General features: G+C 65.1%; 25 protein-coding genes. 11 read left to right on the top strand and 14 right to left on the bottom strand.

The genetic code is table 11. From position 1 onward, the window contains the following. Nucleotides 1-59: 59 nt before the first annotated feature. Both A3AS_RS0111090 and A3AS_RS0111085 read right to left on the bottom strand, forming a co-directional pair. Complete coding sequence (locus A3AS_RS0111090; protein ID WP_018317661.1) at nucleotides 60-392, bottom strand: DHCW motif cupin fold protein; 333 nt, start codon at nucleotides 390-392, stop codon at nucleotides 60-62. 179 nt (nucleotides 393-571) lie between these two features. Next, nucleotides 572-943 (bottom strand): nuclear transport factor 2 family protein, encoded by a 372-nt coding sequence (locus A3AS_RS0111085; RefSeq protein ID WP_018317660.1) that lies wholly within the window; start codon nucleotides 941-943, stop codon nucleotides 572-574. A gap of 147 nt (nucleotides 944-1,090) precedes the next feature. Between A3AS_RS0111085 and guaA the strand changes: the two genes are divergently transcribed. Then, nucleotides 1,091-2,689, top strand: coding sequence for a glutamine-hydrolyzing GMP synthase (gene guaA / locus A3AS_RS0111080; RefSeq protein WP_026201890.1), 1,599 nt, complete (start codon nucleotides 1,091-1,093; stop codon nucleotides 2,687-2,689). Between the two features lie 51 nt (nucleotides 2,690-2,740). Further along, nucleotides 2,741-3,640, top strand: coding sequence for an HNH endonuclease (locus tag A3AS_RS0111075; RefSeq protein ID WP_018317658.1), 900 nt, complete (start codon nucleotides 2,741-2,743; stop codon nucleotides 3,638-3,640). Nucleotides 3,641-3,675: 35 nt separating this feature from the next. Here A3AS_RS0111075 and A3AS_RS0111070 read toward each other — a convergent pair whose 3' ends face one another. Further along, on the bottom strand, nucleotides 3,676-4,023 hold the full coding sequence (locus A3AS_RS0111070) for a hypothetical protein (protein WP_018317657.1): 348 nt from the start codon (nucleotides 4,021-4,023) through the stop codon (nucleotides 3,676-3,678). Between the two features lie 301 nt (nucleotides 4,024-4,324). On the opposite strand from A3AS_RS0111070, the gene A3AS_RS0111065 reads away from it, so the two are divergent. Both A3AS_RS0111065 and A3AS_RS0111060 read left to right on the top strand, forming a co-directional pair. Next, nucleotides 4,325-4,987, top strand: coding sequence for an SRPBCC family protein (locus tag A3AS_RS0111065; protein ID WP_018317656.1), 663 nt, complete (start codon nucleotides 4,325-4,327; stop codon nucleotides 4,985-4,987). Beyond that, complete coding sequence (locus tag A3AS_RS0111060; protein WP_018317655.1) at nucleotides 4,987-5,349, top strand: helix-turn-helix transcriptional regulator; 363 nt, start codon at nucleotides 4,987-4,989, stop codon at nucleotides 5,347-5,349. The genes A3AS_RS0111065 and A3AS_RS0111060 overlap by 1 nt, the downstream gene beginning before the upstream one ends. Nucleotides 5,350-5,373: 24 nt before the next feature. Here the strand turns inward: A3AS_RS0111060 and A3AS_RS0111055 are convergent, their stop codons facing one another. After that, on the bottom strand, nucleotides 5,374-5,724 hold the full coding sequence (locus A3AS_RS0111055; protein WP_018317654.1) for an AraC family ligand binding domain-containing protein: 351 nt from the start codon (nucleotides 5,722-5,724) through the stop codon (nucleotides 5,374-5,376). A 240-nt stretch (nucleotides 5,725-5,964) separates the two neighbouring features. Between A3AS_RS0111055 and A3AS_RS0111050 the strand changes: the two genes are divergently transcribed. Both A3AS_RS0111050 and A3AS_RS0111045 read left to right on the top strand, forming a co-directional pair. After that, entirely contained in the window at nucleotides 5,965-7,221 is a 1,257-nt protein-coding gene (locus A3AS_RS0111050) for a serine hydrolase (protein ID WP_018317653.1), read from the top strand. A 179-nt stretch (nucleotides 7,222-7,400) separates the two neighbouring features. Then, nucleotides 7,401-8,279 (top strand): GyrI-like domain-containing protein, encoded by an 879-nt coding sequence (locus tag A3AS_RS0111045; RefSeq protein WP_018317652.1) that lies wholly within the window; start codon nucleotides 7,401-7,403, stop codon nucleotides 8,277-8,279. A 103-nt stretch (nucleotides 8,280-8,382) separates the two neighbouring features. Here the strand turns inward: A3AS_RS0111045 and A3AS_RS0111040 are convergent, their stop codons facing one another. Continuing rightward, on the bottom strand, nucleotides 8,383-9,264 hold the full coding sequence (locus A3AS_RS0111040) for a LysR family transcriptional regulator (RefSeq protein ID WP_026201889.1): 882 nt from the start codon (nucleotides 9,262-9,264) through the stop codon (nucleotides 8,383-8,385). A 151-nt stretch (nucleotides 9,265-9,415) separates the two neighbouring features. Here A3AS_RS0111040 and A3AS_RS0111035 point away from each other — a divergent pair, with 151 nt between their 5' ends. Beyond that, entirely contained in the window at nucleotides 9,416-10,069 is a 654-nt protein-coding gene (locus A3AS_RS0111035) for a hydrolase (protein WP_018317650.1), read from the top strand. A gap of 117 nt (nucleotides 10,070-10,186) precedes the next feature. Here the strand turns inward: A3AS_RS0111035 and A3AS_RS0111030 are convergent, their stop codons facing one another. After that, nucleotides 10,187-10,687, bottom strand: coding sequence for a peptide deformylase (locus tag A3AS_RS0111030; RefSeq protein WP_018317649.1), 501 nt, complete (start codon nucleotides 10,685-10,687; stop codon nucleotides 10,187-10,189). 78 nt (nucleotides 10,688-10,765) lie between these two features. Between A3AS_RS0111030 and A3AS_RS0111025 the strand changes: the two genes are divergently transcribed. After that, nucleotides 10,766-11,350: a TetR/AcrR family transcriptional regulator gene (locus A3AS_RS0111025; RefSeq protein WP_018317648.1), complete on the top strand. Its 585-nt coding sequence runs from the start codon at nucleotides 10,766-10,768 to the stop codon at nucleotides 11,348-11,350. Between the two features lie 87 nt (nucleotides 11,351-11,437). Further along, nucleotides 11,438-12,016: a membrane protein gene (locus A3AS_RS0111020; protein ID WP_026201888.1), complete on the top strand. Its 579-nt coding sequence runs from the start codon at nucleotides 11,438-11,440 to the stop codon at nucleotides 12,014-12,016. A 4-nt stretch (nucleotides 12,017-12,020) separates the two neighbouring features. Here A3AS_RS0111020 and A3AS_RS0111015 read toward each other — a convergent pair whose 3' ends face one another. After that, nucleotides 12,021-12,479, bottom strand: a complete 459-nt coding sequence (locus tag A3AS_RS0111015) for a cupin domain-containing protein (protein ID WP_018317646.1) — start codon at nucleotides 12,477-12,479, stop codon at nucleotides 12,021-12,023. 380 nt (nucleotides 12,480-12,859) lie between these two features. On the opposite strand from A3AS_RS0111015, the gene A3AS_RS0111010 reads away from it, so the two are divergent. Next, the gene (locus A3AS_RS0111010) at nucleotides 12,860-14,080 is read left to right on the top strand and encodes an MFS transporter (RefSeq protein WP_018317645.1); all 1,221 of its coding nucleotides are present in this window, start codon (nucleotides 12,860-12,862) and stop codon (nucleotides 14,078-14,080) included. Nucleotides 14,081-14,101: 21 nt separating this feature from the next. Here the strand turns inward: A3AS_RS0111010 and A3AS_RS0111005 are convergent, their stop codons facing one another. Both A3AS_RS0111005 and A3AS_RS0111000 read right to left on the bottom strand, forming a co-directional pair. Next, the gene (locus A3AS_RS0111005) at nucleotides 14,102-14,488 is read right to left on the bottom strand and encodes an ester cyclase (protein ID WP_018317644.1); all 387 of its coding nucleotides are present in this window, start codon (nucleotides 14,486-14,488) and stop codon (nucleotides 14,102-14,104) included. A gap of 16 nt (nucleotides 14,489-14,504) precedes the next feature. Continuing rightward, nucleotides 14,505-15,395: a LysR family transcriptional regulator gene (locus A3AS_RS0111000; protein ID WP_018317643.1), complete on the bottom strand. Its 891-nt coding sequence runs from the start codon at nucleotides 15,393-15,395 to the stop codon at nucleotides 14,505-14,507. 104 nt (nucleotides 15,396-15,499) lie between these two features. On the opposite strand from A3AS_RS0111000, the gene A3AS_RS0110995 reads away from it, so the two are divergent. Next, nucleotides 15,500-16,225: an SDR family oxidoreductase gene (locus A3AS_RS0110995; protein WP_018317642.1), complete on the top strand. Its 726-nt coding sequence runs from the start codon at nucleotides 15,500-15,502 to the stop codon at nucleotides 16,223-16,225. 15 nt (nucleotides 16,226-16,240) lie between these two features. Here the strand turns inward: A3AS_RS0110995 and A3AS_RS0110990 are convergent, their stop codons facing one another. From A3AS_RS0110990 to A3AS_RS0110970, 5 genes are all read right to left on the bottom strand, one after another. Further along, nucleotides 16,241-17,113, bottom strand: coding sequence for a bifunctional helix-turn-helix transcriptional regulator/GNAT family N-acetyltransferase (locus tag A3AS_RS0110990; protein ID WP_018317641.1), 873 nt, complete (start codon nucleotides 17,111-17,113; stop codon nucleotides 16,241-16,243). 65 nt (nucleotides 17,114-17,178) lie between these two features. Continuing rightward, nucleotides 17,179-18,369, bottom strand: a complete 1,191-nt coding sequence (locus tag A3AS_RS0110985; protein ID WP_018317640.1) for a VWA domain-containing protein — start codon at nucleotides 18,367-18,369, stop codon at nucleotides 17,179-17,181. Continuing rightward, nucleotides 18,366-20,591 carry a DUF5682 family protein gene (locus tag A3AS_RS0110980; protein ID WP_018317639.1) on the bottom strand — a complete coding sequence of 742 codons (2,226 nt, stop codon included), beginning with the start codon at nucleotides 20,589-20,591 and terminating at the stop codon, nucleotides 18,366-18,368. Before A3AS_RS0110980 ends, A3AS_RS0110985 begins: the two co-directional genes overlap by 4 nt. A 16-nt stretch (nucleotides 20,592-20,607) precedes the next feature. Next, nucleotides 20,608-21,684 carry an AAA family ATPase gene (locus tag A3AS_RS0110975; RefSeq protein WP_018317638.1) on the bottom strand — a complete coding sequence of 359 codons (1,077 nt, stop codon included), beginning with the start codon at nucleotides 21,682-21,684 and terminating at the stop codon, nucleotides 20,608-20,610. Beyond that, a complete protein-coding gene (locus A3AS_RS0110970) occupies nucleotides 21,681-22,973 on the bottom strand; it encodes a DUF5691 domain-containing protein (protein WP_198293694.1) in 1,293 nt (430 codons plus the stop codon). Before A3AS_RS0110970 ends, A3AS_RS0110975 begins: the two co-directional genes overlap by 4 nt. Nucleotides 22,974-23,031 lie beyond the last annotated feature (58 nt).

The raw sequence follows: 23,031 nt of genomic DNA, 5'->3' as shown, positions 1-23,031 counted from the left end.
GACCCGGCGCGTCGCGCGACTTTGCTATTTTGCGGTGCAAATTAACCGCCCGGCCGATCTCAGTCCACGATGAAAAGCGTCGCCCCGGTCGCGGTCGAGGACCGGTGCGCGGCGTCGCCGTAGTCCGAGACCTGGTAGCTCATGCCTGCCGTGAGCTTGAATTTGCGCCCGTCGCGCAGCTCGCTGTCGAGCTCGCCCTTGAGCACGTAGAGCACGTGGCCGCGATCGCACCAATGGTCGGCCAAATAGCCCGGCGAATACTCGACCATCCGCACCCGGAGATCGCCGATGTTGAGCGTGCGCCACAACGCCTGCCCGGTCTCGCCGGGATGCGTGGTCGCCTCGACCTTGCTCCAGTCGGTGACGGTAAAGGGGGAGGCGGGGAGTTTCATGGGGGAGGTCCTGTTTCAGAGCCGGCAGTCTCGTAGGGTGGGCAAAGCTTCCGGTGCGCTCGAAGAGCGAAGCGGATGCGTGCCCACCATATCTCGCGATCTTGAAAGAGATCGTGGGCACGCCGCAAGCGCGCCTTTGCCCACCCTACGAGAGCTGCGCTCGCAATGACGAGGATGGGCTAGTGGGGCAAATGGTTCGCCGAGCCCTGCACGATCAGGCCCGCGTCATTCACCCGCAGATATTCGCAGATCTTCTTGCCGCGCTCGTTCGCGTAGAACACCACGACGCTATCAGGGCTGACGAACAATTCGATCAGCGAAAAATGCAGCTCCGGCACCAGCCCGAGCGCCTTCCCCCAATAGGCGCGCAAAGCGTCCTTGCCGCGCACAGTGCCGCTGGCATCGAACCCCAGCGCCGGAATACGGTCCGAGGTCATCAATGCGGCCTCGTCATAGAGCGCGAGCACGCGCTCGAGATCGCGCGCGTTCCAGGCCTCGACCCAGGTCCGGCCGAGGGCGGCAAGCGTTGACGGCTGATGATGCTGTGACATGGCGTTCTCCCTGATCTGCCCCTGTTTGAGAGTGGGCATAATAGGTCAATAATTCTTACCTATATCCATTTGTCCATGCCCAAAGAAGCATGTGGGCGCGCCGCCACCGCGGTTGCGGCTGGCCCGCGCGTCGCGTATCTGCTGGCCATGACAGCAACACAGAACGACCGCTCCGCGTCGACGCCCTCGGTGGCCTCGGCGCACGACAAGATTCTCATCGTCGACTTCGGCAGCCAGGTGACGCAGCTGATCGCGCGTCGCGTGCGCGAGGACGGCGTCTATTGCGAGATCGTCCCTTTCAACAAGGCCGAAGCCGCCTTCAATGAGATGAAGCCGAAGGCGGTGATCCTCTCGGGCGGCCCCGAGTCGGTCCACGAGGCCGGCTCGCCTCGCGCCCCGCAAGCGATCTTCGATTCCGGCGTGCCCGTGATGGGCATCTGCTACGGCCAGATGACCATGGCGGCGCAGCTCGGGGGTGAGGTCGAGGGCGGCCATCACCGCGAATTCGGCCGCGCCGATGTCGAGGTGAAGGCGCCGAGCAAGCTGTTCGAGGACGTCTGGTCATCAGGCGGCAAGAACCAGGTCTGGATGAGCCATGGCGACCGCATCACCAAGATGCCGCCGGGCTTCTCCGTCGCCGGCACCTCGCCGAACGCGCCGTTCGCGATCATCCAGGACGAGAAGCGCAAATATTACGGCCTGATGTTCCACCCCGAAGTGGTGCACACGCCCGACGGCGCAAAACTCATCCGCAACTTCGTGCGCAAGATCGCCGGGCTCACCGGCGACTGGACCATGCGCGCCTTCCGCGAGGAGGAGATTGCCAAGATCCGCCAGCAGGTCGGCAAGGGCAAGGTGATCTGCGGCCTCTCCGGCGGCGTCGATTCCGCCGTCGCGGCCGTGCTGATCCACGAAGCCATCGGCGACCAGCTGACGTGCGTGTTCGTCGATCATGGCCTGCTGCGCCTCGACGAAGCCAAGACGGTGGTCGACCTGTTCCGCCACCACTACAACATCCCGCTCGTGCACGTGGACGCCTCGAAGCAATTCCTCGGCGAGCTCGAAGGCGTCACCGATCCCGAAACCAAGCGCAAGACCATCGGCCGCCTCTTCATCGAGGTGTTCGAGCAGGAAGCCAAGAAGATCGGCGGCGCCGACTTCCTGGCGCAGGGCACGCTCTATCCCGACGTGATCGAGAGCGTGTCCTTCACCGGCGGACCTTCAGTCACCATCAAGTCGCACCACAATGTCGGCGGTCTGCCCGAGCGCATGAACATGAAGCTCGTCGAGCCGCTGCGTGAGCTTTTCAAGGACGAGGTGCGCAAGCTCGGCCGCGAGCTCGGCCTGCCCGAAATCTTCGTCGGCCGCCACCCGTTCCCGGGCCCGGGCCTCGCCATCCGCTGCCCCGGCGACATCACCCGCGACAAGCTCGACATCCTGCGCAAAGCCGATGCCGTCTACATCGACCAGATCCGCAAGCACGGCCTCTACGACGAGATCTGGCAGGCTTTTGCCGTGCTGCTCCCGGTGAAAACGGTGGGCGTCATGGGCGACGGCCGCACATATGATTACGTGGTTGGCCTCCGCGCCGTCACCTCCACCGACGGCATGACCGCGGACTTCTACCAGTTCGACATGAAGTTCTTAGGGGAGACCGCCACGCGCATCATCAACGAGGTGAAGGGCGTGAACCGGGTGGTGTACGATGTGACGAGCAAGCCGCCTGGGACGATTGAGTGGGAGTAGGGGGTGCCCTTTCAATCTCAAGCGCTTCGGGGAGGCGGCGTCGCTTAGATCATGGGATTTGGGGTATTCATCCATCGATCGGACTCGATCTACGATGACAGCCCCGCTGAACAGTATCAATTTCCTAGCCAGTATCTTCGCCGCGTTGAAGCCTGCGTCGGTGATTGGATAATCTACTACGAACCGAGCAAGGTCGCTGAGACGCGGGGCTACTTCGCGATTGCGCGGGTTCAGCAGGTTATTCCCGACCCAGGTACTTCGGGAATGTATTTGGCTCTGATCGAACCCGGAAGTTACCTCGATTTCGCCAATCCGGTCCCCTTCAACGGGCCAACTGGTCCCGTAGAGCGCGGCGTCCTGAATGAGCAGGGACGAATTTCAGGACGCGCTCAGTCTGCAGTCCGTCCAATCTCCCCCGGCGACTTCAACAGAATATGTGAACTCGGTTTGGCGGAGAATGCGCCGCTGTTGCCGCGACGCGATGACGATGTCCGTCCACTCGACCTTAACGAGGAGGCGGTGCCGTTCAGGTTCGAACAGCAGCGCGAGCGCATCAACGTGACGGTATCTAGGATTTTGCGCGATCGAGTCTTCCGTCGCGTCGTGCTTCGCGCCTACGATGAGCGTTGTGCCATCACCGGGCTAAAGCTAATCAATGGAATGGGGTGTGCCGAGGTCGCAGCCGCTCACATACGACCGGTCGAGGCGCGTGGACCTGACATCATCAGCAATGGCATCGCACTTTGTGGTACCGCGCATTGGATGTTCGATCGCGGCCTCATTAGCCTGGCGGACGATTTGAAGATATTGATCTCGCGCCAGACAAACGACCCGGACGGCGCGCGATCAATCATCAATAAGACGGGGCACGCACTTGCGCCGCGGCGAATATCAGATCGCCCACACCCGCACTTCCTGAAATGGCATCGCGAACATTGCTTCAAGCAATAGGGAAAGCGAGCGAGGTCAACGCGTAGGATGGGCACCTATCTTGGCGCCAACCCCGCGCCGTTCTGGAACGCCAGCAGCCCGACACAGAAAATTGCTGCACCGACCAACAGCACCACCGGGACCAGGTACGGCGACGAGATGACTTCGAGCGCCGGAAATGCCTTGTCCGAAACAAACCGCCTGTAAGCCACCCATGCGGTTGCGACGAGGGGCGTCAGGGCGACGATGACGTAGAGAGCCCCGAGAATCCAGCCGAAGGCCGTCAGGTCCTTGGATCGGGTGGCCTCTCCCGCAAAGCCGAGCGCGGCAATCGAGATGAAGGCACTCAGCGCGCTGACGAGAAGCTCGGCGGCGAGGACGACGATCGAGACAGTTACATTCATTCCTGGATTCCGTTCGAGAATGGACTTCCATGAGAAGTCATCCGTGATTCATCCTGTGCGTGCAGCCTCGTAGCATCGGTACTGAGGTAGCGCCAGCGCAAGCGCGCTTTGCCGCCGGGGGCGCATCAACCACGGTTGAAGTCCACGAGGTCGAGGATGAAGCGCTCGAAGTTCGGCGCGCTCGCGCTCAAAGTGCGCAGCGGAACCCTGCGCGCTAACCGAGACGCGATCTTAATATAAGTATTGACTTATATAAGCATATGCCGATATTCCTTCCCCGAAACCAAACGGGAGGTCCGGGATGGAGATCGACGTTGCCAGGGTGTTGGGACTTGTCACGCGTTCGGTGCGCAATTTCGAGAAGGACGGGAAGGCGGCCAGTGCGGTCACCTTGACGCGGCTCTACGACACCAGCGTCGACGACCTCTGGGATGCGGTGACGAGCAGGGAACGCATTCCGCGCTGGTTTCTGCCAGTGGAGGGAGATCTCCAACTTGGCGGAAGATATCAGCTCAAGGGCAATGCGGGCGGCACCATCACGGCCTGTGCGCCGCCAACCCATTTTGCGGCGACGTGGGAATTTGCAGGCGCGGTGAGCTGGATCGACGTCACGCTGGCGGCAGAACGGAGCCAGGCGCGCTTGACGCTTGAGCACAGCGCGATCATCGAGGATCATTGGAATCAGTTCGGCCCAGGTGCGGTCGGCATCGGTTGGGACCTCGCCATTGCCGGGCTCGAGCGATACGTTGCGACAGGGGCATCGGTCGACCACGAGACGGCCGAGGCGTGGATGGGCTCGCCCGAGGGCAAGGAATTCATGACCGGGAGCGGTGAGTATTGGCGCGCAGCGCATGTCGCGAGCGGGGTGGATGCGGCCTCGGCGAAGCAGCGCTCGGATCGGACCATTGCCTTCTATCGCGGCGAGATGCCGCCTGACATCGCGCACCCCGGCACAGGAAGCTGATGCACGTCTTCGAAGTCCTCGCCGATCCCGTGCGCCGACGCATCCTCGAACTGCTCGCTCCGGGAGAGATGGCCTCCGGGGAGGTCGTGGAGGCGATCGGCGCCGAATTCGGCATCACGCAAGCCGCCGTGTCGCAGCATCTGAAGGTGCTGCGCGAGAGCGGCTTTGCGACCGTTCGGGCGGAAGCGCAACGACGCCTCTACTCGGTCGACGTCGCCGGACTTCAGGCGGTGGATGCGTGGGTCGGTCAGTTCAGGACTTTCTGGGAGCCGAAGCTGGACGCGCTGGCGACGGAGATCGCGCGCGGCAAGCGGGAGCGGCGCAATGCACCGCTGACAAAGCGGAGCGGCAAGAGGGCCTGAGAGCTGTGCCGAACCCGAAGCGCCTCACTCATGCGCCTCCCGCCAATGTGGATAGGTGACATAGGCCGTGACGGCGCCTTGCTCATGCGAGCGGATGGTGACCTTCTCGCCCTTGGGCATGTAGATGATCTCGCCGGGTCCGGCCGTGACGGTGCCGGCTGCGCTCGACACCGACAGCTTGCCCTCCAGCACGAGCATGACGTCGTCTACGGCGAGCTTTTCATCGAGGCTCTGGTTCGGCGCATAGCGGCCGAATCCGATGGTGATCGGGCCGCCGTGGCGCTGGTCGATCACATTGCCTGCGAAAATGTCTCCGTCCTGCCCGGGCGAGCATTCGAACGACGCATCCGCCACGGCAAACTTGCGAACCTTCATGGGATCCTTCCGTTCTGCGCCTGACTTGACAGGGTGGGACGGTAGACGCCTGAAGCCGGTGTTTGTTCAACATCGCCGCGGGGCGGTTTGACGCAGCGCCATGCATCAGGAGATCCTTGCCACACCTCTGGCGGTGAACGATTGCCCGATCGGCGCGCAGGGACCCGGCGCAAACGTCGGATCTCCGTCACGTTCTGCCGTGATACGACATCCGCATCGTCCTCTCCGGAGCCAGCTTGCATGTCCACTGCGATCGCCCCCAGCCAACAGCCCGCAACCGCCGCCGAGACCGACCCCGAGACCGTCGGCTGGATGAAGGGTTTCCCGCCAGCGCCGGACCGCACCATCACCTTCCAGAACGGATCGTTCCGCAGCTTTCCCGAGCTGCGCTGGGCGTGGAGCAATGTCCGGCAGCTGGTACCGACGGTGAACGTCTGGCGCGGGGCAGGGCCGGCCTCGCCGCTGCCGCGCGAGGACCACGACATCGGCGCGGTCGCATCGATCACGATGGACGGCCGCCCCATGACCTTCGCAAAGATGCTGGAGGAGAGCTATGCGGACGGCATCGCCGTGCTGCATCGGGGCAAGCTGATCTATGAGCGCTATTTCGGCGCGTTGAAACCGCACAAGCCGCATATTGGAATGTCGGTGACGAAGTCCTTCACCGGCGTGCTCGCCGGCATCCTGGTCGCCGAGGGCAGGATCGATCCGCAGGCGCAGGTCACGGACTACGTGCCGGAGTTGAAGGCCAGCGCGTTCGGAGATGCGCGCGTGCACGAGGTCATGGATATGACCACGGGGCTCGCCTACACCGAAGTCTACACCGACAAGAATTCCGCCGTGTGGGGATTGCGGCGCGCCAACGGCATGGCGCCGATCGAGCCCGATTATGATGGCCCGGCCACCATCTTCGATTTCCTCGTGGCGCAGAAGAAGCAGGGCGAGCACGGCAAGGTCTTTGCGTACAAGACCGTCAACACCGACGTGCTGGCCTGGATCATCAGGCGCGCCAGCGGCATGACGCTGTCCGATTTTCTGTCCGAGCGCATCTGGCAGCCGATGGGTGCGGAGGAGGATGCATATTATCACGTCGACCGCATCGGCACCGAAAGCGGCGGCGGCGGTCTTTCCACGACACTGCGCGATCTTGCCCGCTTCGGCGAGACCATGCGCAACCATGGCCGCTTCAACGGCCGGCAGATCGTGCCTTCGTCCGTGGTCGAGGACATCGCGCGCGGCGGCGATCCCGAAAAATTCAAGCCCGCCGGCTACATCACCTTGCCCGGCGCCTCCTACCGCAACCAATGGTGGGTCAGCCACAACGCCCACGGCGCCTACATGGCGCGCGGCGTTTACGGCCAGGGCATCTATGTCGATCCCAAGGCCGAGATGGTGATCGCACGCTACGCATCGCACCCCGTCGCGGGCAACGCCGCCAACGATCCCGTGACGTTGCCGGCTTATATGGCGTTGGCGAAGGCGCTGATGGCGGGATAGGTGCGTAGGGCGGATTAGCCGCAAGGCGTAATCCGCCGCTCTCGTTCAGATGGCGGATTACGCTTCGCTAATCCGCCCTACGGGGCCGGCGAATGCCGCGATATCCTCTCAAACCGCAAGATCGGTCGAGCGCGTTATCGCCGTCTGCGACTAGATGGAGCCGCCACGGAGGAGGGACGATGAAGGCGGCGCTGCAAAACTATCAGGACCGGATGCGACGGGTGCTGGATCATATCGACCGGCATCTCGACGATGATCTGGACCTCGACGGGTTAAGCGCTGTTGCCGCGTTCTCGAAGTTTCATTTCCACCGGCAATTCACCGCGACCTTCGGTTTGTCAGTGCATCGCTATGCCCAGTTGGCCCGCATGAAGCGCGCTTCGCATCAGCTGGCCTACGGCAACGCCCAAAGCGTCACTGATATTGCGATGGATGCCGGTTACGACACGCCAGACGCCTTCGCCCGCGCCTTTCGGCAACGGTTCGGGCAATCGCCGTCGTCGTTCCGGAAGTCTCCCGACTGGGAGCCGTGGCTTGCGGCCTTCGGGCCTCTCGATAACGCGAGGAACAAGCTCATGAAGACTTTTAGCAGTGACGATGTGACGATACGCGACGTGCCCACCACGCGGGTGGCGATCATGGAGCATCGGGGCGACCCGGCGACGCTCGGCGCCACCATCCAGCGCTTCATCGCTTGGCGCAGGGCCGCCGGCCTGCACCCCAGGACAAGCCCGACCTTCAACGTCTGGCGATCCGAGCGGCGTCCTGCGTCGTCGGCCGACTATAGCACGGACCTTTGTGTCGGGACCGACCAGCCGATTGAGGCGAATGGCGAAGAGATCAAGGCTGGCGAGATCCCCGGCGGACGCTGCGCCGTGCTGCGGATCGTCGGCTACACCGACAATCTGGAGCCCGCCGCGCTCTATCTCTATCGCGACTGGCTTCCGGCCAGCGGCGAGGAGGCGCGCGACTTCCCGATCTATTGCCAGCGGCTGAGCTTCTTCCCGGAAGTGCCCGAGCATGAAACGGTCGCGGATTTGTTTTTGCCGCTGAAATAGCGCTGCTAGGACCCCAGCGTGCCGCGACAGCCGCTGGATCCAGCAACGACCGTCAGTCGTCGCCTTCGTGATCCAGATCAGAAGACCACGCCGGCGGAGGAGGTCACGCAGGATGCGGAGCGGGCTCACAATACTCGATCAGCAATTCTGTGAGCACCCGTATCTTCCGTGCGGGATGCTGGCCCGGCGGGCGGATCACATATGCACCCGCGGGAGGCGGGGGATATCGTGGCATCACGGGCACGAGCGCTCCGGAAGCGACATATTCATGGGTGAGACTGTCGGGAAGATAGGCGATCCCGAGTCCTGCCGTTGCTGCGAAGAGGAGAGCTGTGCCGTTGTCGGCCTTGAAGCGCCCCTGCGGACGAACCGTGATGATCTTGTCGCCATCCATGAGCTGCCACGCTTCGGTACTTTGCATGAGGGCCTCGTGGGCGAGGAGTTCCTCCGGCGACTTGGGCGACCCATGGGCCTTGATGTAGTCCGGGCTCGCGACAAGCTTTCCATAGACGGCGCCGACGCGTCTTGCGATCAAATTGGAGTCCTGAAGATAACCAACCCGTATCGCACAATCATATCCTTCTGCGATGAGATCGACGAAGCGATCACTATAGCAGGTGTGGATCTGGAGCTGGGGATGGCGCCGAGCCATTTCCGCCAGGATGGGAGCGAAGTGGGTCGGGCCGAAGGAAAACGGCACTGCAACCCGCAAGCGGCCGCGCAGCTCTCCAGCGGGTAGGATCGCCTCCCTCGCTGCATCGATCTCGGCGCTGACTCTGGCTGCATAATCGCGGAAGGTAACGCCAGCTTCCGTGAGCGCAGCCCCACGGGTCGTTCGTGCAAGGAGCTGGACGCCAAGTTCCTCTTCAAGCCGGAGGAGCCGACGACTGACGATCGATTTGGCGACGCCCAGCCGAAGCGCGGCGGATGAAATTCCCCCGGCATCAGCGACTTCGACGAACGTCTGTATCTCTTCGATATCCAATTCAGCGTTCCTCATTCGGCGACACAGCGTTCCGCAATGCGACGCTACCGCATCGCATTCGGGAACACCAATCTCGGCGTTGGCTACGTCGCTGCTGGCGTACGTCTTTAAAAAACCAGTGCCGCTCACAACGGCAATAGAGGATGCAACGATGAACTTTCGTAACGGCCTTGCTTCGCTTCTTCGTCCCGAAGACTCGGTACTCGTTCTGATTGACCACCAGCCTTACCAGCTCGCGAACGTGAACAGCCACGAACCGCAGATGGTGATCAACAATACGACGGGTCTGGCCAAGGCCGCGAAGGCCTTCGGTGTCCCCACGATCCTGACCACGGTGATCGCTGAGCGGGGTGGTCTTCTGTTCCCTCAGATCACGGATGTCTTTCCTGGCCAGGACGTGATCGACCGGACGTTCATCAACACCTGGCAGGACCGAAAGGTGGTGGACGCGGTCAAGGCCACGGGCCGCAAGCAGCTCATCATCGCCGGCCTGTGGACCGAAATTTGCGTTGCGATGCCGGCGATTCAGGCCCTCGGCGAAGGCTGGGATGTAACGGTGATCACCGATGCCTCTGGCGCCGTGTCAGTGGAGGCCCACGAGGTCGCAATCCAGCGGATGATTGCGGCGGGGGCGAATATGATGACCTGGTTGGCGCTGGCGGCCGAATGGCAGCGCGACTGGGCTCGGACCGATCAAGCTGCCGCGCTGACGGAGGTGATTACGCAGCATGCCGGCGGTAGCGGCATCGCGTTCCTGTGGGAGCAGCAGCTGCTCAATACGCCTGTTCCCGGCAACGCAGGATGATCTGAGCGAGGGTGCGAAGGTCTCGCCAGCGGCTGCGCGAAAGCAAAGGCCGCTGGCGTCATCCAGCAGCTCTTGCCCGTCGCGCCGGGGCGGGTGGATTGCGCTTCCGCCAGTCCTCTACGAGCCGCGCGACATCTTCTCGAACTTCTTCACCAGCCGCTCGCGCTTCAGCCGCGACAGCCGCTGGATCCAGAACATGCCGTCGAGCTGGTCGATCTCGTGCTGGTGGCACACGGCGCGCAAGGCTTCCGACTCCTCGCTCTGCAATTGGCCGTCGAGATCGTGGTAGCTGATCCGCACCCGGGCGTGGCGCTGTACCTCGTCATTGACGCCGGGCATCGAGACGCTGCCTTCGCGGTGCAGGATCATCTCGGGTGACGTCCATTCAATGACCGGATTGACGTAGGTGAGGGGGCCATCCTTGGCGTCGAGCTCGAGCACGACGACGCGCAAGGGCACGCCGATATGCGGCGCGGTGATGCCGATGCCGGGCGCGGCGCGCATGGTGTCGAGCAGGTCCTGCGCGAGCTCACGCAAACCGTCGTCGAATGCGGTGACAGGTCGTGCCGGCATCGCGAGCCGGCGATCGGGGTAGCGGACGATGGGGCGGATGGTCATGCAGGGTTCCTACCACTCACGGAGGGTTGAAGCACGCCGTTCTTGACGACCTACCAACTGGAAGGTAGCTAACCTGCCATGACCAAAATTTCCTCGACCGCCGACGACATTCTGGACTGCGCCCGTACGCTGATCATTGCAGGCGGCTACAACGGCTTCAGTTACGCCGATGTGGCCGAGATCGTCGGCATCCGCAAACCGAGCATTCATCACCATTTCGCCAGCAAGGTCGATCTGGTCCGCACCCTCGTGTCGCGATATCGCGAGGAGGCCCAGGCGGGGCTGGCGGCCATGGAGCGCAACGTCCCGGACCCCGGCGAGCAGCTCAAAAGCTATGTCGCGTATTGGGAAGCGTGCATCAAGGACGCGACGGCTCCGTTCTGCGTTTGCGCGCTGCTCGCCAGCGAGCGTCCGATCCTGCCTGAGGAGGTCGCGCTCGAGGTCCGGGCTCACTTCCGCTCGCTGGCGTCGTGGCTGACATCGGTGATGGAGCGCGGCAAGCGGCAGGGGCGGCTCCAGCTCTCGGGCACGGCCCGGATCGAGGCTGAAGGATTCATGGCGACCGTTCACGGCGCGATGCTGTCGGCGCGGGCCTATGGCGATCCGAAGATGTTCGGGATCATCGCCCGGCCGCTGCTGGATCGGCTTTCCCCCAGGCACTGACGCAACCGGCACCGCTGCAATCAACCCGAATGGCGAGGCGATCTCGTTTCGCAAGAAAACTACCAACTAGTAGGTAAGGAAGAGAAAATGAGACATCTTGAGATGGCTTCGGATACGTCCGAGCGTGCGCAATGGCTGAAGCAATACTATTTCCTTCGCGCCGCGTTTTCCGTTGCCTGGGTCATTGCCGCCTTTGCCGTCGCGCCGTCGTCTGCGGCAATCGCGGCAACGTTGCTCGTCGCCTATCCAGCATGGGACGCCGCGGCCAATTATCTCGACGCGTTCTGCAGCGGCGGATTGAACCAAAACCGCACCCAGTCCCTGAACGTATTGGTCAGCCTGGCGACCGCCATCGCGGTCATCCTCGCCTTGCGTGTGAGCATGAATTGGGTGCTCGGGATCTTCGGTGCGTGGGCGGTCCTTGCCGGATTGCTTCAGCTCGGCACGGCGGTCCGGCGCTGGAGGAGCTACGGCGCGCAATGGGCCATGGTGCTCAGCGGAGGCCAGTCGGCGCTGGCGGGCGGCTTCTTCATCTTTCAGGCTACGATGCCCGCAATCCCGTCGATCGCGAACGTCGCGGGCTACGCTGCGGTCGGCGCACTGTACTTCCTTGTCTCGGCGGTCTGGCTCACCGTCAGCACGTGGCGCCGTGGCGTGGCGCTGTGAGACGTCACGCCGGATAGGGCGTGCCGTCCTTGTGCAGGAAGCGGCCGTCGGACGCCGGGCTCATCATGTCGATGTCGGAGCAGGTGATGAGGTCGTCGGGTGAGCGCGAGCCGATTTCGAGATAGACGGCCGTTGTATCCGACCGGTTGACCATGTGATGGCCGTTGCCGCTAGCCTTGGGGAAGGCGGCGCAGTCGCCCGCACGCAGCACGGTTTCGCCGCCGTCCTCGATCAGCGTCACTTCGCCTTCGAGCACATAGACGAACTCGTCCTCGTGCGAATGCCAGTGCCGCTGGCTCGACCAGTTGCCCGGCGGCAGGCGCATCAGGTTGATCCCGAAATCCCTCAGGCCCCCGGCATCGCCGAGCCGCTGGCGGATGCGATCAGTGCAAGGCACATTGAAGGGCGCCGGATAACCGGAGCCTTTTCGCGTTGGCACGGCGGCGATGTCGATCTTCGGCATGGATGCGTCCCTGGAGTTGGCGATATGGGATGGGGCGTGCGCGCTGCGATGAAGAGGGAATACGGCCGCAGACCTCGCCGCTATCGCGCGGCGAGCCTGGGATCGCGGACGTCACGATCGCAGGGGTACACGGGAGCTGGAAGAGCGGGATGATGGCATGGTGCCGGTGTTTTGCCCGACGAGTCAAATGGCGGCATGGTTGTCGCAAATCATCTGCCTCGTAAGTCATTGATTCGACAGCCGCCAGCTACTGTGCATGGGGTTGTTTTTCGACTTTCTGTTGGCAGCTCACAAAAGCGTGCGTCAAAAATGACGTTCCATGTCGGCCGGCACTGTTCCCATTCGTCTTCCACGTGAGACAGACCTGACGGGAGACCGAAATGACTTCTTCCCACTATCGCTGGGTGATCGTCGCCGCCGGCGGCCTGCTCGGCTGCGTCGCGATCGGCGGCATGTTCTCGCTGCCGGTGTTCCTGCAGCCGATCGCCAAGGACACCGGCTGGTCGGTGACCGGCATCTCCAGCGCGATGACGATCGGCTTTCTGGCAATGGCCTTCACCAGCATGGTCTGGGGCACGCTGTCCGATAGGTTCGGGCCGCTGCCGGTGGTGCTGACGGGATCGACGGTGCTGGCGCTCAGCCTGTTCGCGGCGAGCCATGCGACCTCCCTGATCGTGTTCCAGTTCGTGTTCGGCCTTCTGGTCGGCGCCTCCTGTGCGGCGATCTTCGCGCCGATGATGGCGACCGTCACCGGCTGGTTCGATACCCATCGCAGCCTTGCCGTGTCGCTGGTGTCGGCCGGCATGGGCGTGGCGCCGATGACGATGGCGCCGCTCGCCGCCTGGCTCGTCTCGAACCATGACTGGCGCACCTCGATGCAGATCATCGCGCTCGTCGTCGGCGCCATCATGATTCCGGTCTCGTTCCTGGTGCGCCGCCCGCCAGCGCTCACCAATGCGGCGGTCGCGCCAACGGGCGAGGGGACCGCTCAGAGCGAGATGTCGATGGGCGAGGCGCTGCGCTCGCCGCAATTCCTGATCCTGCTCGCGACCAACTTCTTCTGCTGCGCCACCCATTCCGGTCCGATTATCCACACCGTCAGCTATGCCGTGAGCTGCGGCATCCCGCTGGTCGCGGCGGTGACGATCTACAGCATCGAGGGTTTTGCCGGTCTCGGCGGGCGCATCGCCTTCGGCCTGATGGGCGATCGCTTCGGGGCCAAGCGCGTGCTGGTCTCGGGGCTGCTGCTCCAGTCGTTCGGCGCGCTCGCCTACGTCTTCGCCCATCAGCTCGCGACCTTCTACGCCGTCGGCGCCGTGTTCGGCTTCATCTATGCCGGCACCATGCCGCTCTATGCCGTGCTGATCCGCGAAAACTTTCCGCTGCGGATGATGGGCACGGTGATCGGCGGCACGGCGATGGCCGGCAGCCTCGGCATGGCGACGGGCCCGCTCGCCGGCGGCCTGATCTACGACACCTTCTCCAGCTACGCCTGGCTCTACATCGCTTCCTGGGCGATGGGCCTGGGTGCCTTCCTGATGGCGATGAATTTCAGGCCGTTTGCGAAGCCGCAAGGGGAGGTGGCGCCGGCGGCGGCGTAGGTTCGACATCGAGGCGCAAGGTCAGAGCTGCGCCTCGATCGCGGTCTTGTCGATCACCGACCAGACCTGCCGGATCTTGTCGTTGTCGAATTCGTAGAACACGTTCTCGCAAAACGACACGCGCCTTCCGTTGACGGCAAGCCCAAGGAACGTCCCGACCGGCGTGCAATCGAACTTCAATCGTGCCGCGATGCGGGGTGGATCGATGATGAGCATCTCGATGTGGAATTGCAGGTCGGGTATCTTCCGAAAATCCTGCTCCAGCATCGCGCGATAGCCGGAGAGCCCGAGCGGCCGCGCATTGTGGGCGATCTCATCATGCACGAACTGGCCGAGCGCCGGCCAATCCTGCCGGTTCAGGCAGGCGATGTAGGCACGGTAGATGCCGGCGAGCTCTTCTCTCTCCATGCGTGCTCCTTCCGGTTCACGCGCGCCGCCGCAGATGCTCGATCAGCGCGCGCAGCTTTGGTGCGACGTTGCGGCGGTTCGGGTAGTAGAGATAGAATCCGGCGAAGCGGGGGCAATAGTCCTCCAGGATCGGCACCAGCTCGCCGCGCGCGATCGCGGGGCGAAAGCTCGCCTCCATGCCGAAGGTGATGCCGGCGCCGGCCACCGCCAGCTTGATCATCAGCGCCATGTCGTTGGTCGTCATCTCGGGCGCGACCGCGACGCTGAACTCCTTGCCGCCGTCGGCAAACTCCCAGCGATAGGGCGGAGCGTTTGGCGCCGGACGCCAGCCGATACAGCGAAAGGACGCCAACTCGGACGGATGCGCGGGCACGCCGAAGCGGTCGCGGAAGTCCGGCGCGCAGACGGCGAGCTGGCGTTCCTCGCCGGCGATCGGCACCGCAATCATGTCCTGCTCGATGACCTCGCCAAGGCGGACGCCGGCGTCATAGCCGGCGGCGACGATGTCGAATTCCGCATCCGTCACGGTGATGTCGAGCTGCACTTCCGGGTTGGCCTCGGTGAAGGCCGCAAGGAAGTGCCCCGAGAGAAAATGCTCGGCGATCGAGGAGACGGCGAGGCGCAGCAATCCGCGCGGCCGCCCGCGCAGCGCCTCGGTGCCGTCGAGCGCGGCGCGCATGTCCGCGATCGCGGGCGCGACCTCCGCATGCAGCCGCTCGCCGGCTTCGGTCAGGCTGACGCTGCGCGTGGTGCGCTGGACCAGCGCGATGCCGAGCGTTTCCTCCAGCCGCCGGATCGTCTGGCTCACCGCCGAGCGTGTCACGCCGAGACGGTCGGCGGCAGCGCGGAAATTCCGCTCTTCGGCGACCAGCGCGAAGACCGCCAGGGCGTTGAGGTCTGGTTCCATCGGTTAGCATAGCTTGTCAGTGTGGTTAGGGATCGTCGTCTTATCACAGCGATGGCGCCGGTCCATCTTCCCGCAATCACTCCGAAAGCAACGGGAAGAATCTCATGCCAATCGACAAAATCATTCTCATCACCGGTGCCTCCAGCGGAATCGGCGCAGGCATTGCCCGCGAGCTGGCCGCGGCCGGCGCGAAGATTCTGCTCGGCGCGCGGCGTACCGACCATTTGAACGCGCTCGCGGCCGAGTTGAACGGTCGGGGCGGAACGGCGCTCGCGCATCCGCTCGACGTCACCGACCGCGCCAGCGTTGCCGCCTTTGCGGATGCCGCGCGCGGGGTCTGGGGCCGTGTCGACGTCATCGTCAACAATGCCGGCGTGATGCCGCTGTCGCTGATGGCCTCGCTCAAGGTCGAGGAGTGGGACCGGATGGTCGACGTCAACATCAAGGGCGTGCTCTACGGCATCGCCGCCGTGCTGCCGGAGATGGTGGCGCGCGGCTCCGGCCAAATCGTCAACATCGCCTCGATCGGTGCGTTGAGCGTGTCGCCGACGGCAGCCGTCTACTGCGCCACCAAATATGCTGTGCGGGCGATCTCGGACGGCCTGCGCCAGGAGCACGACAAGATCCGCGTCACCTGCATCCATCCCGGCGTGGTCGAAAGCGAGCTTGCCGGCACTATCACCGATCCCGTGGCCGCCGAGGCGATGAAGACGTATCGGGCGATTGCGCTTCAGCCAGACGCCATCGCCCGCGCGGTGCGCTTCGCCATCGAGCAGCCCGATGACGTCGACGTCAACGAGATCGTCGTGCGCCCGACGCGGACGAGGTGACGATACCCGTCCGCATCAGATGCGCTTCTCGAAAAACAGGTCCGGGTAGGGATCGTCATTGTAGCGTGGGATCTCGCGCCAGCCCGTGGTGCGGTAGAGCTGGCCGGCCTCGGGCAGCGCGCTGTTGGTGTCGAGCCGCAGCAGCGTGATGCCGAGCTCGCGCGCGGCGCTCTCGGCCGCGTCCATCAGGCGCCGGCCGAGCCGCAACCCGCGCGCGGCGGGCGCCACCCACAGCCGCTTGATCTCGGCGTAACCGTGATCGGTTCCCTTCAGGCCCACGCAGCCGATCGGCAGCGTGTCCGACATCGCGACGATGAAGCTGCCGCGCGGGCGGCGCATGTCCTTGGCGTCAGGGTCGCGCGACAGCGAGACGTCGAAGCCTTGGCTGAAGCGGCGGCCGAGCTCGGCATAATACTCGCCGAGGCAGTAGCGCGCTTGCTCGCTTCGCGGATCCATCTCCTCCAGCGCAACGCGCTCGCGCGTCAATGCGGACGCGATCAGGTCCATCGCCGCCAGCAGGACGTCAGCCTGCGAATGCTGTGCGAGCAAGCCCTCGGCCTGTGTGTTCGACAGCGCCTCATAGGCCGCGAACTCGCGCCGGCCCGCACGCGTCAATGTCGCGACCCGGCGGCGAGCATCGTCCTCATGCGCGGCGGTCTCGACCAGACCGTCCTCTTCCAGGCTGCGGAGCAGCCGGCTCATCAGACCGGAATCCAGGCCGAGATAGTCGCGGATATCGGCCACGTCCGAACGCCCGTGCCCGATCGCATTGAGCACACGCGCCGCGCCGAGCGGGCGGCCGCGCCCAAGAAACGAGGTATCGAGCGCGCCGACGGCGGAGGTGACGGCACGGTTGAAGCGGCGAACGCGGGAAACGGGGTCGAGCATGATGTCTGACTTTAGTCAGATATCATGCTCTGTCAATCGGGCGGGGAGCTGATAGGGCTTGGATGCTAGGTTTCCGGCCGGATCAGCTTGATGTCCTGGTCGGCGGCCCAACCGGCAACATCCTCGCGCTTCAGCGCGGTTGCCATTAGATCCGGAAACTGATCCGGCGTGCAGGCGAACACGGGAATGCCGAGACTTGCGACCTTCGCAGACAGCGCGGGATTGTATGAGGGGTGGCCGGTGTCGGTCAGCGCCAGCAGCACGATCACGTTGATGCCGCGCGTTGCGAGCCGCGCCAGCCGGTCGACCAGCGCGTCCGCATCGCCGCCCTCATAGAGGTCGGTGATCAGGATCAGATGCGCTTTCGCCGGCCGTTCGATGCGCTCCTCGCAATAGGCGACGGCGCGGTTGATGTCGGTGCCACCGCCGAGCTGGACGCCGAACAGCACCTCGACGGGATCGGCGAGCTCTTCGGTGAGGTCGACGATCGCGGTGTCGAAACAGACGAGCTTGGTCGCGACCACCGGCAGCGAGGCCATCACCGCCGCGAAGATCGAGGCATAGACGACCGAGGTTGCCATCGAGCCCGACTGGTCGACGCACAGGGTGACCTCGTCGAGATCAACGATGCGACGCTGCTGGCGCAGGAAGCCGATCAGTCGCTCGGGCACCACCGTGCGATGTTCCGCCTGATAATGGCGCAGATTGGCCTTGATGGTGCGGGGCCAGTCGATGTCGGCAAAGCGCGGGCGGTGGGTGCGCAGCGAGCGATTCAACGCGCCGCGGACCGCGTCCGCGGTGCGCCGCTCCAGCCGCTCCATCAGCTCGGCCACCACCTTGGCGATCACGATGCGGGCGGTGTCCTTGGTCTTCTCCGGCATCACGCCGCGCAGCGCGACCAGATCGGCGATCAGGCCCACATCCGCCTCGACGGTCGCGAGGAATTCGGGCTCGAGCAGCATCTGGCGCAGGCCCTTGCGCTCGAAGGCGTCTTTCTGGATCACCTGCACCACGGGCGCGGGGAAGAACTCCCTGATGTCGCCGAGCCATTTTGCGACACGCGGCGCCGAGCCTCCGAGCCCGCCGCGGCCCTTCTTCGGTGCCTCCTCGCCGTCGCCATAGAGCGCCGTCAACGCCTCGGACATGCGGCGGTCGCTGGCGGACAGGGCAGGGCCGCCCTCGGCGCCCTCGGCGCCTTCGGCGTCAACGCCGAGGGCGAGCGTCCAGCGGCGGCTGCGTTCATCGGCTTCACTCATCGCGCAGCTCCCGGGATAAGAAGCTCGAGCACGCGGGCCTGATGCGCGGGCCAGATATCGCCTGCGCCGGCGAGCAGCCGATATCCCTTGGCGGCATCGGTGCGGCGCGCGAACAGCGCGTCCATCAATCGCCTGCGCTCGGTCCGGTCCAGCACCGAGAAGACGCGGCGGAACAGCGGCAGGCTGGCGGCGAAGGCTTCCTCGTCCAGCGTCATCAACCAGGCGTCGACGGCGCCGCGCAGCGTGGCATCGTGGATCAATCGCTGGCCGGCACCCTCGAAAAAGCCCTCGAAGAAGCCGGCGGCTTCCGCGACGGGCGTGCCGGGCGAGAGCATCCGCGTCAGCAGGTCGGCCGCGTGATCGGCCGTCAAGAGCTCGGCCTCGTAGAGCAACCGCGCCGCGGTGCCGGCGATCAACCGCGTCGCCAGATCATCGTCCAGCAGCGCGCTCAACGCGTCGCGCCAGCTGGCTACGATTTCGGGCTCGATCTGGGCAAGCTGGATCGCGGCGTCGGCTGCGAGCAGCGCGCCGCGCAGCTTGGCCGCCGCGGGCCCGTCCAGATTGCGCGCCGCATAGGGCAAAGCGAGCGCGGCCTGCACCACAATGCGCGGCATCAGCGCCGCCAGATGCTCCACCGTGCCGGCGCGTGCCTCGCCATAGCGCAGGATGTCGGCCATCGGCGGCAGCGCACCGAGCAGAGCCTGTCCGTCGCTGGTCAGCGCCGCCTTGGTCTCCAGGGCCGCGATACCGAACGCGGTGGCACGGGACAGATCGGCGATCATGGCGTTGCGCACCAGCGTCGCGAGCGGAGCAAGCTCGGCCTCCTTGCCCATCGCTTCGATCAGGCGTCCCCCGGCAGCCTCGGCGATGGTCGATCCATAGAGCAGATTCTCCACGAGCCTGACTGCGAATTCCGGCTCCCAGCGCAGCTGCCAGTTCTCGCGAAACGTCCCGCGGCTGCGCCCCGCATCGGTCAGCCGTCCCCAGGGCACGTCGAGCGCGTTCAGCCGGTGCAGCAGCGTGGAGCGCATCAGCCCGCTTTCGCTTCGCAGATCGAGCGTCAGCGGTCGATCGAGCGCCTCCGGCTTGAGCCGCGTCGCCTTCTGCTGGCGCTGGAGATCTTCGAGCAGCGGCGCGAGCGGTGTCGCCGCCGGGATCGCGCCGACACCTGCGCCGATCAGCAACTCGGTCGAAATGTCGTCCCACATGGCGCGTTCGCCGTTGCACAGGCAGGCGATCGCCGCCTCGCGCAGCTCCGCGAAACCCGCTGCCGGGCGGCCGCGCAGCGCCGCAAGCGCCGTGCCCAGCCGCTGCGCCTCGATTACCGAAGCGGTCGAGACGAAGTGACCGCGATCGCGCAGCACGCGCGTCGCCTTGGCAAGCCACTCCGCGGCACGATCGCGCTCGCGCGTGTCCCAGACATGTGCGCACCATCCCGGCGCCACCACGCCCGCGCCATAGCCGCTCGCGCGCGCCAGGCGCGGCGCGGTCCAAGGCGCCCAGGTCGCCTTGATCTTCGTCTTGGGCCGGCCCTTGAGCAATTCGCGATCCGCGGCGAGGCTGCGACGTTCGGTGAGCGCCGGCACGTGCCAGGCGCCGCAGACGACCGCGATGGCGCCGTCGTATTCCTTTGCCGCCTTCGCGATCTCGATCCGCATATGCGCCTCGCGCGCGGCCTCGCGGGCCGACAGCGATTTTTCGTCCGCGCGCAGCGCCGTCATCGCGTCGGCGACGGCTGCGAACACCGGCCCCGTCGCGGGGTTCTCCTCGATGACGTCGGACCACCAGGACTCGCCGTCATCATAGCCTGCGGCGGTCGCGAGCGCCCCGATCGGGTCGTGGCTGATTGGATCGGCCTCGGCCCTTGCCGCAATTTCCTCCGCAATGTCACCGTCGGTGGTACCCAGCCGGTCCGACGCCGGCAGGTCGATGAAGCGCAGGGTCGCGCCGTGGCGCACTGCCCAGCGTGCGGCCTGGTATTCCGGTGAATAGTCGGCAAAGGGAAAGAAGCTGGCGTTGGCCGGATTGTCCTCGGCGTAGGTGAGCAAGGCCACCGGCGTCACCATGTCAGGGTCGGCGAGCATCGGCAGCAGCTCGGATGCATCCGCCGGGCCCTCGATCAGCACTGCGGCGGGCTTCAGCGCGTCGAGCGCTTCCACCAGCCGCCGCGCAGATCCGGGGCCGTGATGCCGGATGCCGAACAGAGTGACGTGGCCTGCCATCGGACGTGCCGTGCCGTCAGATCAGATCGGTCAACGAAGCATAATAGCCTTCGAAACCGCGCCGCTTCTTCAGCACGGTTTCGAGATATTCGCCTAGCACGGCCGTATCCTGCACCGGATCCTTCACGACCGCGCCGATCATGTTGCTGGCGAGCGTTTCCGGTGTCAGCTTGCCGTCGTTGAAGAAGGTCGCCTGGCTGATCCCGCCGACCATCACCGCGATCGCTTCGGCTGTCGACAGCCCGCCCGAGGGCGACTTCAGCGCGACCTTGCCGTCCTCGGTCGAACCCGAACGCAGCTCACGGAAGATCGAGACCACGCGCGCGACCTCGTCGGCGACGTTCTTCGGTGCCGGCAAATCGAGGTTTTGCGCCATCTCGCCGACCCGCTTGACGATGATCGCCACTTCCTCCTCGGCGCTGTCGGGCAGGGGCAGCACGACGACGTTGAAGCGGCGCTTGAGCGCGGAAGACAATTCGTTGACGCCCTTGTCGCGGTTGTTGGCGGTGGCGATGATGTTGAAGCCGCGCTGGGCGTAGACGGCAGTGTTGAGCTCCGGGACCGGCATCATCTTTTCGGACAGCACGGTGATCAGCGTGTCCTGCACGTCGCTGCCCATCCGCGTCAGTTCCTCGAAACGGCAGAGCTTGCCGCTCTCCATGGCACGCATCAGCGGGGTGGGGACCAGCGCCTCGCGGCTCGGCCCGTGTGCGAGCAACTGGGCATAGTTCCAGCCGTAGCGGATCTGGTTCTCGTCGGTCCCCGCCGTGCACTGGATCACGAGTGTGGAGTCGCCGGTGATGCCCGCGGCGAGGTGCTCGGAGACCCACGATTTGGCGGTGCCGGGCACACCCAGCAGCAATAATGCGCGATCGGTCGCAAGGGTTGCAACGGCGGTCTCGATCAGCCGCTTGTCGCCGACATATTTCGGCGTGATCACGCTCCCGTCAGCGGCCTTTCCGCCCATCAGGTAAGTCACCACTTGCCGCGGCGAGAGCGCCCAGCCCGGCGGACGATGCCCGTCGCCCGCGGCCAGCGCCTTCAGCTCGGCGGCATAGCTGTCCTCGGCGGGCAAGCGCAGTTTCTCGCTCATGGTTTCGCTCCGTTGTCGTCCAACGCGGCGTTGAGCCGCAGCATGTCGAGGCGCGGGTCGCCCTGCAGCAGGCCCGCAGCCGTCAGTCGTTGCAGTGATCGTTGCGCGCCGTCGCGCGAGGCGATGAGGCCCAGCGCGTGAAGCTCCGAGACCTGATCGCCGGGCCTCGCGTCATCGCGCTGAAGCTCGGCGAGCAGGGTCTTGCCGGCGGGCGCGGAGAGCGGATCGTCCAGCCGTGCCGCTGCGCCTGCTAGTTGTTGGGCCAGTTCGAAGCTGATGCCGTGGGTGCGCAGCGCCGCCTCGGCATGCCTTGTGCGTTCGGCGGGCGCAAGGCGCGGCGCGAGCGCGGTAACGAGGCCGGCGGCATCGCGTTCGCCGATGGTATCCGCCGCTTGCGTGACCAGCGCATCCGTCCCGGTTGCGACGATCAGGTTGATCAGTGACATGTCGGCGGCGTGGTCCACGGTCCAGTCCCAGGCGGCGATCAGATCCTGCGGCGCAAGCCCCAGCGCTGCGGAAAACGAGGCGAGGTCGGCGCCGTCGAACAGCGCCTTGCGGCGTTGCACTTGCGCTGGTGTCTTGAGTGGTTCGGCCTGGATCACGCGCGAGCGGCGCAGAATCCCCTTGGTCTTGACCGAAAAGAAGCGGGCAAGTTCGGCGACGTCCTCGCCGGCCGCAGGGCCTCGGCCAAGACGCGTGAGCAGCGAGGCCGCAAGCGCCTTGACCTTGGGGGCGCGATCATCAGTCGCGATGCGTTCGAGAAAGGCGACGTCGTCGTCGGATAGCCGCTCCGACAGCAGCAACAGCAGGCGCAAGCGAGCGTCGGCAGTCTCGCTCGCGAGCTTGGCCTCGAGCACCGCGCGTGCAGCGGACGGGTCGCGCCGCCTAAGTTCGGCCAGTGCCGCCTTGCGCGCAGCGGGCCAGAAATCGTCCCAGTTCTCGGCGGTGAGATCGTCGCCGGTCTGCTGCCGCCCGGCGCCGTCGGAGTTTGCAAGCGCCGCCCAGTCGCGCCAGACGGCATAGACGTCCGGCGCGTCGTCATCATCGGCTCCGGGCATCCAGTCGGCCGGATGCGTTGTCCAGCCGCGCGCCGCGAGGAAGTGGACGAGTTCGGTCCCGGCCTGCGCCTGCTTCTTCGCCGCGAGGATCCGGCGCACCAGCGGACGCAGCTGTTCGGGCACCGTCGGCAATGCAAGCGTCGGGATATCGGGCAGGACGCGGAGCACCGAGGCCGGCTCCATTGTCACGGAGGTGCCGAGAAACTGGCCTGAAAGCGCAAGCAGCCGCAATTCCGCTTCGGCGGGATCATCGCCGAGTTCGGTACGCCAGAAATTGGCTGCGGGCGCG

The sequence above is a fragment of the Bradyrhizobium sp. WSM2793 genome (assembly GCF_000379585.1).
GTDB lineage: Bacteria > Pseudomonadota > Alphaproteobacteria > Rhizobiales > Xanthobacteraceae > Bradyrhizobium.
This window is presented reverse-complemented; position numbering and strand designations above follow the sequence as displayed.

Excerpts from the sequence above, each read along its gene's own strand:
- A3AS_RS0111090 (WP_018317661.1), bottom strand. The coding sequence starts at position 392 with ATGAAACTCCCCGCCTCCCCCTTTACCGTCACCGACTGGAGCAAGGTC.
- A3AS_RS0111085 (WP_018317660.1), bottom strand. The coding sequence starts at position 943 with ATGTCACAGCATCATCAGCCGTCAACGCTTGCCGCCCTCGGCCGGACC.
- guaA (WP_026201890.1), top strand. The coding sequence starts at position 1,091 with ATGACAGCAACACAGAACGACCGCTCCGCGTCGACGCCCTCGGTGGCC.
- A3AS_RS0111075 (WP_018317658.1), top strand. The coding sequence starts at position 2,741 with ATGGGATTTGGGGTATTCATCCATCGATCGGACTCGATCTACGATGAC.
- A3AS_RS0111070 (WP_018317657.1), bottom strand. The coding sequence starts at position 4,023 with ATGAATGTAACTGTCTCGATCGTCGTCCTCGCCGCCGAGCTTCTCGTC.
- A3AS_RS0111065 (WP_018317656.1), top strand. The coding sequence starts at position 4,325 with ATGGAGATCGACGTTGCCAGGGTGTTGGGACTTGTCACGCGTTCGGTG.
- A3AS_RS0111060 (WP_018317655.1), top strand. The coding sequence starts at position 4,987 with ATGCACGTCTTCGAAGTCCTCGCCGATCCCGTGCGCCGACGCATCCTC.
- A3AS_RS0111055 (WP_018317654.1), bottom strand. The coding sequence starts at position 5,724 with ATGAAGGTTCGCAAGTTTGCCGTGGCGGATGCGTCGTTCGAATGCTCG.
- A3AS_RS0111050 (WP_018317653.1), top strand. The coding sequence starts at position 5,965 with ATGTCCACTGCGATCGCCCCCAGCCAACAGCCCGCAACCGCCGCCGAG.
- A3AS_RS0111045 (WP_018317652.1), top strand. The coding sequence starts at position 7,401 with ATGAAGGCGGCGCTGCAAAACTATCAGGACCGGATGCGACGGGTGCTG.
- A3AS_RS0111035 (WP_018317650.1), top strand. The coding sequence starts at position 9,416 with ATGAACTTTCGTAACGGCCTTGCTTCGCTTCTTCGTCCCGAAGACTCG.
- A3AS_RS0111030 (WP_018317649.1), bottom strand. The coding sequence starts at position 10,687 with ATGACCATCCGCCCCATCGTCCGCTACCCCGATCGCCGGCTCGCGATG.
- A3AS_RS0111025 (WP_018317648.1), top strand. The coding sequence starts at position 10,766 with ATGACCAAAATTTCCTCGACCGCCGACGACATTCTGGACTGCGCCCGT.
- A3AS_RS0111020 (WP_026201888.1), top strand. The coding sequence starts at position 11,438 with ATGAGACATCTTGAGATGGCTTCGGATACGTCCGAGCGTGCGCAATGG.
- A3AS_RS0111015 (WP_018317646.1), bottom strand. The coding sequence starts at position 12,479 with ATGCCGAAGATCGACATCGCCGCCGTGCCAACGCGAAAAGGCTCCGGT.
- A3AS_RS0111010 (WP_018317645.1), top strand. The coding sequence starts at position 12,860 with ATGACTTCTTCCCACTATCGCTGGGTGATCGTCGCCGCCGGCGGCCTG.
- A3AS_RS0111005 (WP_018317644.1), bottom strand. The coding sequence starts at position 14,488 with ATGGAGAGAGAAGAGCTCGCCGGCATCTACCGTGCCTACATCGCCTGC.
- A3AS_RS0111000 (WP_018317643.1), bottom strand. The coding sequence starts at position 15,395 with ATGGAACCAGACCTCAACGCCCTGGCGGTCTTCGCGCTGGTCGCCGAA.
- A3AS_RS0110995 (WP_018317642.1), top strand. The coding sequence starts at position 15,500 with ATGCCAATCGACAAAATCATTCTCATCACCGGTGCCTCCAGCGGAATC.
- A3AS_RS0110990 (WP_018317641.1), bottom strand. The coding sequence starts at position 17,113 with ATGCTCGACCCCGTTTCCCGCGTTCGCCGCTTCAACCGTGCCGTCACC.
- A3AS_RS0110985 (WP_018317640.1), bottom strand. The coding sequence starts at position 18,369 with ATGAGTGAAGCCGATGAACGCAGCCGCCGCTGGACGCTCGCCCTCGGC.
- A3AS_RS0110980 (WP_018317639.1), bottom strand. The coding sequence starts at position 20,591 with ATGGCAGGCCACGTCACTCTGTTCGGCATCCGGCATCACGGCCCCGGA.
- A3AS_RS0110975 (WP_018317638.1), bottom strand. The coding sequence starts at position 21,684 with ATGAGCGAGAAACTGCGCTTGCCCGCCGAGGACAGCTATGCCGCCGAG.